Here is an 11819-nt window from a genome sequence, read left to right on the forward strand (position 1 = left end):
CTTCGGCAATATATGCCGCTGACGGCATAAGTCCGACAGGGCGGCCGGAACCCCGTGGGGCCGCCTGCAGCCCCGCACCTGCTTCCGCGCCTGTCTGAACCCGCCCGAAACGGGGTATGGGAGCTATACAACGCGCGACAAGGAGCAGCATGTCCACCACCATCCAGCCGCCGGCTCCCCGGCCCGCCTCCCCGATGCACCCCGCCGGTTCCCCCGAGCCGCTCACCATTTTCGATCCCCGGGACGGAACGCTGGTGGGTCGGGTGGAGCAGGACGGACGGGCCGGCATCCGCGCCGCCGTGGCGGCAGCCCGCGGCGCCCTGCCCGGGTGGGCGGGCACCGACCCCGCAGAGCGGGGGCGCTTCCTGCGCGCCGCCGCCGCTGCTTTGGAGCTGCGTGCCGCCGAACTGGCCAAGTGGAACAGCCGTGAGACCGGACGGCCCGGGACCGAAGCCCTTGCCGGGGTGCAGGCCGGGGTGGCCACATTAGAGCAATACGCCGAACTTGGCCCTGTGCACCGGGGGCATAGCCTCCGCGGTGCATCGCTGGCTGCGGACTACACGGTAGCCGGGCCTCGCGGTGTCGCCGTGGTGCTGACTCCGTGGAACGACCCGGTGGCCGTCGCCGCCGGGTTGATCGGCGCGGCGCTGGTCACCGGAAACACGGTGATTCACAAGCCCAGCGAGCGTTCTCCCCACACCGGGAAACTGCTCGGGGAGATCCTCGCTCCGCTGTTCCCCGCCGGTGTCCTCACCACGGTCACCGGCGGCCCGGACACGGGTGCCCAGCTGACCATGGAGGCAGGGGTGGACGTCCTGGCACACGTGGGTTCCAGTGCGGCCGGCGCCAGGATTGCCCGGGCGGCTGCCCTGACGGGAGCCCACGTCATTCTCGAGAACGGCGGCAACGATCCGCTGCTGGTTGATGCAGATGTGGATCCGCGCTGGGCGGCCGGACAGGCAGCTGTCGGAGCATTCAGCAACAGCGGACAGATCTGTACCTCGGTGGAACGCATTTATGTTCACCGCAACATCGCGGATGCGTTCTGCGCCGAGCTGATGGCCGAAGCGCGGCGGCGCAACCGCGCGCACGCGGTCGCGCCGCTGGTGGATACCCGGCTCCGCGACACCGTGCACCAGCAGGTCACCCAGGCGCTGGGCCGCGGCGCCACGGTTGCGGAGGGCGGCGCATTACCGGAAGGACCCGGAGCCCACTACCCCGCGACCGTCCTGCTGAACTGCTCGGCGGGGATGGAGGTCTTCGATGCCGAAACATTCGGCCCGGTGGCCGCCGTGCAGGTGGTGGACAGCTTCGACGAAGGGCTCGCCCTCGCCGCTGCGGGGTCCTACGGGCTGGCCGCCACGGTCTTAACGGGCAGCATTGCCCACGCGCAGCAGGCAGTGGCTGGCCTGGACGTGGGCACGGTGAAGATCAACGCCGTGTTCGGCGGCGCCCCGGGCGGTTCGGCACAGCCCCGGCGCCGGAGCGGCCGAGGATTTGGCTACGGCCCGGAACTTCTGGACGAGTTCTCCCTCGTAAAGGTGGTCCACGTCGGCTCTCCGGGCACCGCGGCACCGGGAATACCGGAGTGACGGACTTCCGGAACCCCGGGGAGGTCCGCAGCCTCGCTCCCGGGCTCCCTGATCGCCTCGCGGCCGCCTCCCTGTGCATAGCGGTCATCGGCGATGTGATGCTGGACGGCTGGTGGTCCGGGGTCACCGAACGGTTCTGCCGCGAGGCCCCGGCTCCCGTGGTGGATGTGCAGCGGAAAAACTACGCACCCGGCGGTGCGGGAAACACCGCCATGAACCTGCAGGCGCTCGGAGCACGGGTCCGGCTCGGCGGACTGACCGGCACCGACGCCGCCGGTGACCGGCTGCGCGGCATCCTGGCAGAGGCGGGCGTGGACCTGCGCGGGATGGTGCGGCACCCCGACGCGCAGACCGCCACGAAGGACCGGATTGTCGCCGCGGAACAGGTCCTGTTCCGGCTCGACGACGGCGGGCGGTTCCCGCCGGAGGCAGAAGAACTGCTGGCGGCTTCCGTGCCTGCACTGCTGGAGGGCGCCGATGCATTGGTGGTCTGCGATTACGGCACCGGGCTGCTGCACGGGGCCGTCCGCGACGCCCTGGTGGCACTGCGCGGCGGCCGCCTCACCGTCGTGGACGCCCACGACGCCGCGGGCTGGGCCCATCTGTCCCCCGACCTGGTCACACCGAATGCCGCCGAAGCCGCGCAACTGCTGGGCGGGTCAAAGTCGCTGGGGCATGACCGGGCGGCAGCGGTTCGGACCGCTGCACCGGCCCTGCTCGCCGCCGCCGGTGCGGCAGCGGCAGCCGTCACCCTGGACCGCGACGGCGCGGCCGTGATCGGCGCGGACGGCGGGTTCCACCGCACCTGGGCGCGTCCCGCCGCCGAAAAACAGGCGTCGGGAGCAGGCGACACCTTTGTTGCCTGCCTGACGCTGGCCCGGGCCGCAGGCCTGCCCCTGTCCACCGCCGCGGACCTGGCGCAGAACGCCGCCGATATTGTGGTCCAGCGGCCCGGCACCTCCGTCTGCAGCGCCGCCGACCTGGAAAAGCATCTGGACAGCTTTGCCGACACGGCACTCGGCCAGGCCGATCTCCTGGCCCGGACCGCCGTCGAACGGGCCGCCGGGCGCAGGATTGTCCTGACCAACGGCTGTTTCGACGTCCTGCACCGCGGGCACACCCGGTACCTGAACCAGGCCAAACAGCTCGGCGACATCCTGGTGGTCGCCCTGAACAGCGACGCGTCCGCCCGACGGCTGAAAGGACCGGGCCGTCCCATCAATCCCGTCCATGACCGGGCCGGAATCATTGCCGCGCTCAGCTGCGTGGACTACGTGACCGTATTCGACACGGACACACCGATTCCGCTCATCCGGGAGCTGCGCCCGGATATTTACGCCAAGGGCGGGGACTACTCCGCCCAGATGCTGGCTGAAACCCCGGTGGTGGAGGAGTGCGGCGGCCGGGTGCTGATCCTGGACTACGTTTCCGACCACTCCACCACTGCGCTGGTGTCCCGGATCCGGTCCGGCGGCACCGGGAATGGTCCCGGCGGGACTGAGGGAAACCCCGCAGGCAGCGGCGGCTCGGAAGCAACCGCTGGCGGGAACGGCCCCGGGAACCCGCCGTGACGCGCCGCTGGTCCGGGGACTGGGCCCGCCCACCCGATGCGGGCAGTGCGGCGGCGGTGGACGTGCTGATTCCGACCCGCAACCGGCCGGCCGAACTCGCGGTCACCCTCGCCGGGCTGGCCGCGCAGGACGGGCCTGATTTCGCCGTCGTCATCAGCGACCAAAGCACCGACGTCCCGTCCTGGGACCATCCCGCCGCCGAAGCGATGGTCCGGGTCCTGCAGGCGCAGGGCCGTCCGGTCCGGTTGCTGAGGCACCTGCCGGCCCGGGGGCTGGCCGAACAGCGGCACTTCCTGCTTGGGCAGGCCGGCGCGCCGCTGGTCCTGTTCCTGGACGACGACGTCTGGCTGGAACCGGACATGCTGGCCCGGCTGACGGCGGCCCTGGCGGCGTCCGGCGGCGGGTTTGTGGGGGCGGCCGTGCAGGGGCTGTCCTACCTCACCGACCGGCGGCCCGAGGAACAGCAGCCGTTCGAGGCCTGGGAGAACGGACAGGTGCAGCCGGAGCGGATCCGCCGCAACCAGCCGGGCTTCTCGCGCTGGACCCTGCACAACGCCGCGAATCTGGCACATGTGGCGTCCGGACTCGGGATTCCGCCGGGAGAATGGCGGCTGTACCGGATCGCCTGGGTGGGGGCGTGCGTCCTCTATGACCGGCAGGCCCTGCTTGCGTGCGGCGGCTTCGGGTTCTGGGACCAGCTGCCGCCGGGGCACGCCGGGGAGGACGTGGCAGCCCAGTGGCGGGTAATGGAGAGGTTCGGCGGCGCCGGAATGATTCCCTCCGGCGCAGTGCACCTGGAGTCGCCGACCACGGTTACCGACCGGTCCGCTGACGCTGCCGAGCTCATTCTGGGCACCGGCGGGTGCGACCCGTCCAGCGGACGGGAGATCTAGCTGCTCAGGCGGTGGGATCCGCGGGCCGGGGCGAATCGTCCTGATCCGTTGCGGGCGGGGTTGGCTTGCCCACGTTTCCCGCACCGCCCGGGATCTTTGCCGAACTGCGGTGGACACCCGAGCCCTGGCTTAGGTGCTCGGGGTTCGGCTTCTCCGTCATCAGCAGCAGCGAAGAGACCAGCAGCGACGCGATGAACGCAATGCCGACGGCAATGAGCCCGAGGTCGAACCTCAGTTCCTGCTCCGCTCCCCCGGTGGCGAAGATCATGGTGGCAATGCCGGCAATCAACGCCAGCACGGCAGAGAAAATCAGCGGTGCCTTAACGGAGTTCCGCCTCTGCGGTCCACCGGTTGAGCTGTTCGCCACTATGATTGCCTCCTGCTGCGTTGGGGTGGCGCGGATCGGAGCGTAGATGCACCGCGCGCGTTACCTAGTTTACGGCCTATGCCTGCTCGTCCACGGCTGCACGGGAATCATGCCGGGCGCCCAGGGCGGAAATGGCCACGATCACCGCAATGATGATCGCCGCGCCACCGGTCACGCCGAGCAAGGCGCGGACACCCAGGCTGTAGACGAGCGGCACCAGGATGCCGGCCCCCAGGGCGGCGGCACCGGTGATCAGCCAGTCACGGGCCGGCAGGAAGCCGCTGCGGTTCCGGACCCAGAGGATGATTTCCAGGGCTCCCCCGAGGATGAGGGCGGCGGCAGCCGCGGCCCGGAATGCCTCGGCCGAGGCGAAGACCAGCGTGGCCGCACCGGCCAGAACGTAGGCGGCGGCTTCAACCAGCAGGAAAGCCCGAACGTTGCCGTGTCCGCGTGCCGCGGTGAGCATGGGCCAGAGTGCGACGCCGGTGAGCAGCAGATACGTGCCGCCGGCAACCACCAGGACGGGCTCGGTGGGGTCCTGCCAGAACACGGTCAGCACGCCGTAGACTGCTGCGACCATTGAACGGACCAGCATGGGTCCCCAAGGTGCTCCGGGATTGGATGCGCCCACTGCAGAGCCTCCGCTTTCACTTTTGCGTCATTTCGGTGGCCGGTTGGCCACCGTCAAGCTTAGTCGCTCCCTGCTCCGGCCCGGGCACCGGTCACCATCCAGGCGTCCCGCCGGGTCCGCCAGGACAAGGTGATTCCGCGTGCGCTCATGTAGCCAAGGGCAAACGCCGCCCACAACCAGGCGATCCCCCCGGCGCCGGACAGCCCCGCAGCGTGCACCCAGATCAGCAGCGGCAGATAGGCGGCCAGGTTCAGCAGGCCGGTGAGCGCCAGGTATCTGGCGTCCCCCGCCCCGATCAGCACGCCGTCCAGCACAAACACCAGACCGCAGATCGGCTGCGAAACCGCGAGGACCCAAAGCCCGGCGGTCATGGCCTGCTGCACTCCGGCGTCGCTGGTGAAGAGCACCCCTGCCACCGGCGCCACCAGCGCCAACAGGGCTCCGGTGATGACGCCGAAGCCCACACCCCACACAATCATCCGCCGGGTCAGCGCGCGGGCCGTCACGGTATCTCCGGCTCCCAGTTCCTTCCCGATCATTGCCTGCGCCGCGATGGCCAGGGCGTCCAGCGCGAACGCCAGGAAGGTAAACACGGTCATGACCAGCTGGTGGGCCGCGAGGGATTCCGGCCCCTGCGCGGTGGCAACCAGGACGGTCGCGAGCACCGCGGCACGCAGGCTCAGCGTCCGCAGCATCAGCCACGAACCCACGTGGGCGGTGGCCCGGATCCCCGACACTGCGGGAAGCAGGGGCACGCCTTGGGAGCGTGCCATCCGCGCCACCGCGATCAGGTAGAACACCGCCATGCCCCACTGCGCGATGCTGGTGCCCAGGGCAGATCCCGCCACGGACAGGGAGAACCCGTAGACCAGCAGGTAATTCAGCCCGATGTTCACGGCGAAGCCGGCCGTGGCAACCACCAGCGGGGTGCGGGTGTCCTGCAGCCCGCGCAGGACGCCGGTGGCGGCCAGGACCACCAGCATCGCGGTCAGGCCGGGCATCGAAAAGCGCAGGTAATCGACGGCGTAGCGGTGCACGTCACCGGTGGCACCCATGGCACTGCACAGCTGTGGAGCGAAGAGGTACCCCGCGGTCGAAAGCACGGCGCCCAACAGGACGGCCAGGGCAATGCCGTCCCGTCCCGCGGCGAGCGCCTCAGGCTGCCGGTTGCCGCCGAGGTAGCGCGCCACCGTGCCGGTGGTGGAATAGGCCAGGAAGACCATCAGCCCGACGGCGGTCTGCAGCACCGTGGAGGCGAGGCCCACGCCGGCCAGCTGGGCCACGCCGAGGTGCCCGACAATGGCGGAATCCGCCAGCAGGAACAGGGGTTCGGCAATCAGTGCGCCCAGCGCCGGGAGGGCCAGGGCCAGGATCCGGCGGCTGAGCCGCCGGGAGGAAAGGTCGGCTTCGGTCTTCACACCATCCAGCCTACGTTTTGCGTCCGTTGTCCGGTGCCGCTGCGGCGGGGTCCGCCGCCCCGGCGCCGCCGTCGTCGTCGTTGCTGCGCAGGACCAGGACGGCCGCCAGAGCCGCCGCCAGCAGCAGCACGCCGACAAAAACCACCAGGAACAGCCAGCCGCCCTGCTGGAAGTAATAGCCGCCCACCCAGCCCAGCAGGCTGGACCCGGTGTAGTAGAAGAGGTTGTAGAGCGAGGAGGCCTGTGCCCGCCCCTCCCGGGCGAGTAGCGGAGTCCAGCCGGAGGCAATGGAATGCGCGGCGAAGAAACCGGCGGTGAAGACGAGCAGTCCGGCCACGATGGCCGGAAGGTTCTCAGCCAGCGTCAGGGCAAGACCCACCGCCATGGCACCGAGGGACAGCAGCAGCACCGGCTTCCGCCCGCCGCGAAGCCGGGCCGCAAGGGTACCGGCGGCCCGGGAGGACCAGGTTCCGGCGAGATAGGCGAGGAACAGGGAGCTGGCCAGGCTCTGGGGCAGCCCGAAGGGCGGCTCGCCCAGCCGGAAACCCAGATAGTTGTAAACCGCCACGAACCCGCCCATCAGCAGGAAGCCCTGTGAATACAGGGCCAGCAGCCGCGGGCTGCGAAGGTTCGCCGCCAGCCGCGCAGCCAGGCCGTGTCCGGAGGCGGCACGGCGGACGGGGACAAAACCGTGCTGGCGGGGTGCGGTGAGCATAAAAACGACTGCGGCTCCGGCTGCCAGGAGGCTCACCGCGGCTACACCCACCCGCCAGTTCACCAATTCCGCCAGGGGTGCGGCCAGGATCCGGCCCGCGAGACCGCCGATGGTGGTGCCCGAAACGTAGGTCCCGGCCGCCACTGCGGCATGCAGCCTGCTCACTTCCTCGCTGAGGTAAGCCAGCGCCACCGCCGGAATCCCGCCCAGCGCCGCCCCCTCAAGGAAGCGGAGTCCCAGCAGCATCGGCAGATTGGGGCTGAGCGGAACGGCCAGGCCCAGCACCACGGCGGCCAGGATTGCCAGGCGCATGGCTGGCAGCCGGCCGAACCGGTCCGCTGCGGCGGACCAGGGAATCACCGTGACGGCGAGTCCGAGGGTGGCTGCGGAAACCGTCAACGCTGCCGACGAGGCGGAGATACCCAGATCGGCAGCGAGTTCGGGCAGGACTCCCTGCAGGGAGTACAGCTGGGCGAAGGTAGCCACACCGGCCGCGGCCAGTCCCACCAGGACGCCGCGGTAGCCGGGGCTGCCGCGCCGGTGCCCGGTGAACTGGCCGCTGGACCCGGGCGCGTCATCGCGTCTCGTCATGGCTGGTCCGTTGCCGCGTCCCGGGCCGGGCCGGCGGGCGCGGTCCGCGATGCCCCGGATGGGTCTTCCGCCAGTTCCGCGGCCACGTTACGGCGGGCCCGTTCCTCCCAGAGCTGCCGGCCGGCGGGCGTCCGGTAGAGCGGATCGGCTGCGGCAAGCTGCCGGACCACCCGGCGTCGTCCGGCAGTGAAGTCCTCCGCTGAAAGGTGCGCGTACTCGGCGCGGACCGCCTGCAGGTAGGCGGCATAGCCCGCCGGGTCGCGGGCCAGCACGGCCAGGTCCGCGTCCGTGAGCAGCGCGCCGTTGCCGTCCGCCGGAGCCGGATCGTGGCTGGCGGTCAGGCGGATCAGCCGTGCGCATTCGGCGGTCTCGGCCGCAGCTACGCCCGCGCCGGAGAGCAGCTGCTCGGCCAGCCGGGTCGAGGCATCCTCATCGGCGCCGGCCCGGCCGGTGTACACGGCGTCGTGGAACCAGGCGGCCAGGGCCACGGGGCGGGGCACTTCGCCGCCGGCAAGCAGGTCCAGGGCCTCCAGGACCTGCAGCAGATGCCTGCGGTCGTGGTAGCGGCGGTGCGGTTCATTCCAGAGCTGAAGCAGGTGTTCGCCCAGCTCCGGGGTCCCGGGAAGCAGCCGGTTCCACCGGTGGCGCAGCGGGGCGGCAAGGGCAGAGGGACGCTCCCTCGCCGGGATCCGGAGCCCGCTGGAGATCAGGATGCGGACCAGGTCGCCGCAGCTGACCGGCACGGCCCCCAGCGACACGAGCGCGTCATAGCGTTCCCGGGGCACGTCGTAGTGGTCGCCGTCGAACGCCCGGTCCGAGATGCCGGCCTCCCGGGTGAACGCGTGCAGCTCGTCCAGCCCGGAGTTGGAGATCAGGTGCGAGAAGAGGGTGTTGTGCGCCGGCCACATCGGCGGATCGATGTAGATCATGGACGCCGGGTTTCCGGCTGCAGCAACAGCATCCTGTATGTCTATCGCACCCGGGGCAGCAATTTCCATGCGGCAGCGCATCCGTCGGACCGCCGGGCAGCCGGTCTTTGCGCAACCCCTTGTTCCGGGGACCCCCCGGTGCTGGAATAACCGCATGGATGCCGTGCCCGAAGCGATGCCCGCCGCCGACCCCGCTGCCGTGCCCGCCGCCGCATCCCCCGGTGCCTCCACCGTCGTCGCCATCGGAACCCGCAAGGGCCTGTGGCTGGCCACGAGCCCCGACCGCCGCAACTGGGAGCTGCGCGGGCCGGAGTTTGCGATGACGGAAGTCCCGTCCCTGGCCTTTGACGCCCGCAGCGGGACCCCGCGCCTGCTGGCCGGTGTCCGGTCCGAGTGGTGGGGCACCAATGTCGCGATTTCGGATGACCTGGGGCGGACCTGGCAGGAACCCGAGCAGGCGGCCATTGCCTTTCCGGAGGACACCGGCGCCTCGCTGGAGCGCATCTGGCAGCTGGCGCCGGACAGCGCGGACCGGCCGGGCGTTGTCTGGGCGGGCTGCGAACCGATCTCCGTGTTCCGCTCCCAGGACGGCGGCAAGCACTTCGAACTGGTGCGGGGGTTGTGGGACCACCCGCACCGCACCCAGTGGGGTGCGGGCTACGGCGGCCCGGCCGCCCATACGGTCCTGCCCAGCCCGAGCGACGATTCCGTCCACGTGGCGATCAGCAGCGGCGGGGTCTACCGCTCCGATGACCGCGGGGAGACCTGGGACGCATTCAACACCGGCATCATCGCGGACTTTATGCCGGAGAAATATCCCGAGTTCGGGCAGTGCGTGCACAAGGTTGCCCGGGACGCGGGCAACCCGCAGCGGCTATACGCCCAGAACCACGGCGGGGTGTACCGCAGCGACGACGCCGGCGGACAGTGGTTGTCCATTGCGGACGGCCTTCCCGCGGATTTCGGTTTCGTGATGCTTGCCCACCCCACCCGCCCGGATACCATCTGGACCATTCCGCTGGGTTCGGCGGGGGAACGCAATCCGCCGCAGGGCCGCCCGGCGGTGTACCGCAGCACAGATGCAGGCGGGAGCTGGGAGCGGTTCGACGCCGGTCTGCCCGCCTATGATTTCAACGCCGTGCTGCGCGATGCCGCCTACGTGGACGGCGCCGATCCCGCCGGCATCTACTTCGGTACCCGCGGCGGCGAGGTGTATGCGAGCGCCGACGAGGGCGAGAGCTTTCACCTGGTGGCAGCCAATCTTCCGGATGTGCTCTGTGTCCGCGCCGTCGCGGCCTGACGCTCCCGGCCGCACCGACGTCGAGCTGTTGCTCCCGGCGGCGCTGGCCGACGCCGCGGACGGACGCCGCCTGTTGACGCTGCGTCCCGCGCCTGGCGAAGGCACACCGGAAAACATCACCGTTGCGGATGTCCTGGCGCTCCTGCAGTCCGATTTCGCCGGTGTGTACCGCCGGATCTGCGACGAGACCGGGGAGCTGCGCCGCTATGTGAACCTGTACCTGGACGGCGAGGACATCCGGGACCTGGACGGCGCTTCCACCGTGCTGCCCGCCCGTGCGGAGCTTCTGGTCCTGCAGTCGATCGCCGGCGGGTGAGGATAGTTAAAAGGAACGGGCGCTTTACGCATTTCGCGTAAAGCGCCCGTTCTGCTTCGATCGCCGCACTAAGGCGGAACAGCTACCGAAGACTCATGCTGCCGCGACTAGGCCGGCAGCTGCAGGGTCTGACCGGTGAAGATCAGGTCCTGGTGGATAACGGTGTCCAGGTTGGCGTTGTACAGCGCCTGCCAGCCGCCCTCGATGCCAAGCTTCTCGGCGATCCCGGAGAGGGTGTCGCCGGCCTGGATGACGTAGGTCTCGCCGGACAGGGCCGGAGCCGGGGTCTGTACCGGAGCAACGGCCTCAACCGGGACGCTGGTCGGTGCCGGGGCAACGGTCTGCGGCTGTACGTAGGTCTCGACCGGAGCGGCCTCGACCACCGGAGCAGGCTCGGTGTAGGTCTCAACCGGAGCGGGCTCGGTGTAGGTCTCAACCGGAGCGGCTTCGACCACAGGAGCAGGCTCGGTGTAGGTCTCAACCGGAGCGGCTTCGGTGACAGGAGCCTGCTCAACCGGAGCAGGCTGGGCGGCCTGCGGGTTGGCGGTGGCGCCGGTCAGGCCCAGCTTGGCGGTGCAGGCAGGCCAGGCGCCGGGGCCCTGCTCAGCCAGGACACGCTCAGCCACGGCAATCTGCTGCTCGCGGCTGGCGTCTGCCGGGTTGCCGGTACCGCCGAAGGCTGCCCAGGTGCTGGGCGTGAACTGCAGCCCGCCGGAGAAACCGTTGCCGGTGTTGATAGCCCAGTTTCCACCGCTCTCGCACTGTGCAAGGGCATCCCAGTCCATGGAGGCTGCGTTTGCCGGAGCGGCCAGGCCGGCGAGGCCGGCAGCGCCAGCACCGGTGATGGCGGCAGTAGCCAGGCCGCGACGTACGATACGACGGATCTTCTGGTTCTTCATAAGTTTTGTGCTCCCACGGGTTCCACCTGCGCTCATCCCGTCCCCGGGCGTCTGCACGCCGTCGCCTTCCCCATATTGATAGAGGTATTTCTTGGATGCCACGCAGCGGCGACGTGCAGTGGACGCGTGGCATCAGGCTTACTGGTTTGAGGCCGCACCAGCATTAGTAGCGGCCGCCGCCGACTTCGATTCAGTCAGGCGGTCCAGCCCTCGATCAGGGCCTTAACCAACGTAAGGGAGTCTTTTATCGAGATCAAATCGATATCAAATATGCACGAATCGTTATCTTTTCCAGATCCGCGTAGATAAGCGGCAGAAGTACAATCCACACCCGTTTTTGTAGATTCCGTCACGTATTCATTTTCGGGGCCCAGGACGCGTTTTCCGTGATCCGGGTCATCCCCAAAGCAGTGAGGAACGCCATCAAAAGAACGCCGGCAGACGCCGTGCGGACGTCCGCCGCCTACAGCTTCTTGCCGAGACCCGTTCCCACCCCATGTGCAACAGCCATACCGTTATTCAACGTGTCCTTGATCATGCTCCGGTGATCGCGCCGATACCGGCGCCCGGGTTCCGGACGGTGCCGGGGAGCCAGCC

General features: G+C 69.7%; 11 protein-coding genes. 5 read left to right on the top strand and 6 right to left on the bottom strand.

All coding sequences use genetic code 11. The features are described 5' to 3' along the window. Window positions 1-149 precede the first annotated feature (149 nt). The 3 genes from NNX35_RS05335 to NNX35_RS05345 are packed head-to-tail and all read left to right on the top strand — an operon-like array spanning window position 150 to window position 4056. Entirely contained in the window at window positions 150-1592 is a 1443-nt protein-coding gene (locus tag NNX35_RS05335; protein WP_255867185.1) for an aldehyde dehydrogenase, read from the top strand. Continuing rightward, complete coding sequence (gene rfaE2 / locus NNX35_RS05340; protein ID WP_255867186.1) at window positions 1589-3163, top strand: D-glycero-beta-D-manno-heptose 1-phosphate adenylyltransferase; 1575 nt, start codon at window positions 1589-1591, stop codon at window positions 3161-3163. The genes NNX35_RS05335 and rfaE2 overlap by 4 nt, the downstream gene beginning before the upstream one ends. After that, window positions 3160-4056, top strand: coding sequence for a glycosyltransferase family A protein (locus NNX35_RS05345; RefSeq protein WP_255867187.1), 897 nt, complete (start codon window positions 3160-3162; stop codon window positions 4054-4056). The genes rfaE2 and NNX35_RS05345 overlap by 4 nt, the downstream gene beginning before the upstream one ends. A 4-nt stretch (window positions 4057-4060) precedes the next feature. On the opposite strand, the gene NNX35_RS05350 is transcribed toward NNX35_RS05345, so the two are convergent. The 5 genes from NNX35_RS05350 to NNX35_RS05370 form a co-directional block, all read right to left on the bottom strand. Continuing rightward, window positions 4061-4423 carry a hypothetical protein gene (locus tag NNX35_RS05350; protein ID WP_255867188.1) on the bottom strand — a complete coding sequence of 121 codons (363 nt, stop codon included), beginning with the start codon at window positions 4421-4423 and terminating at the stop codon, window positions 4061-4063. Between the two features lie 76 nt (window positions 4424-4499). Then, a complete protein-coding gene (locus tag NNX35_RS05355) occupies window positions 4500-5018 on the bottom strand; it encodes a hypothetical protein (RefSeq protein WP_255867189.1) in 519 nt (172 codons plus the stop codon). A gap of 95 nt (window positions 5019-5113) precedes the next feature. Beyond that, entirely contained in the window at window positions 5114-6472 is a 1359-nt protein-coding gene (locus tag NNX35_RS05360; RefSeq protein ID WP_255867190.1) for an MATE family efflux transporter, read from the bottom strand. A gap of 10 nt (window positions 6473-6482) precedes the next feature. Beyond that, window positions 6483-7778 (bottom strand): MFS transporter, encoded by a 1296-nt coding sequence (locus NNX35_RS05365; protein WP_255867191.1) that lies wholly within the window; start codon window positions 7776-7778, stop codon window positions 6483-6485. After that, complete coding sequence (locus NNX35_RS05370; protein ID WP_255867317.1) at window positions 7775-8707, bottom strand: DUF4031 domain-containing protein; 933 nt, start codon at window positions 8705-8707, stop codon at window positions 7775-7777. Before NNX35_RS05370 ends, NNX35_RS05365 begins: the two co-directional genes overlap by 4 nt. Before the next feature lie 175 nt (window positions 8708-8882). On the opposite strand from NNX35_RS05370, the gene NNX35_RS05375 reads away from it, so the two are divergent. Both NNX35_RS05375 and NNX35_RS05380 read left to right on the top strand, forming a co-directional pair. Further along, on the top strand, window positions 8883-10007 hold the full coding sequence (locus NNX35_RS05375) for an exo-alpha-sialidase (protein ID WP_255867318.1): 1125 nt from the start codon (window positions 8883-8885) through the stop codon (window positions 10005-10007). Then, window positions 9985-10323 (top strand): MoaD/ThiS family protein, encoded by a 339-nt coding sequence (locus NNX35_RS05380; RefSeq protein WP_255765481.1) that lies wholly within the window; start codon window positions 9985-9987, stop codon window positions 10321-10323. The genes NNX35_RS05375 and NNX35_RS05380 overlap by 23 nt, the downstream gene beginning before the upstream one ends. Window positions 10324-10430: 107 nt before the next feature. On the opposite strand, the gene NNX35_RS16035 is transcribed toward NNX35_RS05380, so the two are convergent. Continuing rightward, a complete protein-coding gene (locus NNX35_RS16035) occupies window positions 10431-11222 on the bottom strand; it encodes a transglycosylase family protein (protein ID WP_304661047.1) in 792 nt (263 codons plus the stop codon). Window positions 11223-11819 lie beyond the last annotated feature (597 nt).

It is taken from the genome of Arthrobacter sp. zg-Y844, from assembly GCF_024385465.1.
Lineage (GTDB): Bacteria > Actinomycetota > Actinomycetes > Actinomycetales > Micrococcaceae > Arthrobacter_B.